Origin of the sequence: Vibrio sp. zbq_1, from assembly GCF_043102935.1 — a bacterium.
In the GTDB taxonomy this organism is placed as follows: Bacteria; Pseudomonadota; Gammaproteobacteria; order Enterobacterales; family Vibrionaceae; genus Vibrio; species Vibrio parahaemolyticus.
Genome location: NZ_JBICJH010000028.1, coordinates 1 through 899 on the forward strand (window position 1 = coordinate 1; position 899 = coordinate 899).

Consider the following 899-nt stretch of genomic DNA (forward strand, 5'->3'; position numbering starts at 1 on the left):
GCTGCACAGATGGACGGTGGTATCCTAGTTGTTGCTGCGACAGATGGCCCAATGCCACAAACTCGTGAGCACATCCTACTAGGCCGTCAGGTTGGTATCCCATACATCATCGTATTCATGAACAAATGTGACATGGTTGACGATGAAGAGCTACTAGAACTAGTAGAAATGGAAGTTCGTGAACTTCTATCTGAGTACGATTTCCCAGGTGATGACCTACCAGTTATCCAAGGTTCTGCACTAGGCGCACTAAACGGCGAAGAGCAGTGGGAAGCGAAAATCGTTGAACTAGCTGAAGCTCTAGATACTTACATCCCTGAGCCAGAGCGTGCGGTAGATCAGCCATTCCTAATGCCTATCGAAGACGTATTCTCAATCCAAGGTCGTGGTACAGTAGTAACTGGCCGTATCGAGCGTGGTATCCTAACAGTTGGTGACGAAGTTGCTATCGTAGGTATCAAGGATACAACTACTACAACATGTACTGGTGTAGAGATGTTCCGTAAGCTTCTAGACGAAGGCCGTGCAGGTGAGAACGTTGGTGCACTTCTACGTGGTACTAAGCGTGACGAAGTTGAACGTGGTCAAGTACTAGCTAAGCCTGGTTCAATCACTCCACACACTAAGTTCGAATCAGAAGTATACGTACTATCTAAAGAAGAAGGCGGTCGTCACACTCCTTTCTTCAAAGGTTACCGTCCACAGTTCTACTTCCGTACAACTGACGTAACTGGCGATATCTCTCTACCAGAAGGCGTAGAAATGGTAATGCCAGGCGACAACATCCAAATGGTTGTTGAGCTAATCGCACCAATCGCAATGGACGAAGGTCTACGTTTCGCTATCCGTGAAGGTGGCCGTACAGTAGGTGCTGGTGTTGTTGCTAAGATCTTCGAATA

1 protein-coding gene is annotated in these 899 nt (G+C 47.3%); it reads left to right on the forward strand.

Annotated elements, in window-relative coordinates; translation table 11 throughout:
* Positions 1-899: elongation factor Tu (tuf, locus tag ACF8CV_RS13800; RefSeq protein WP_258500317.1), on the forward strand; the 899-nt coding region annotated here is incomplete at both ends.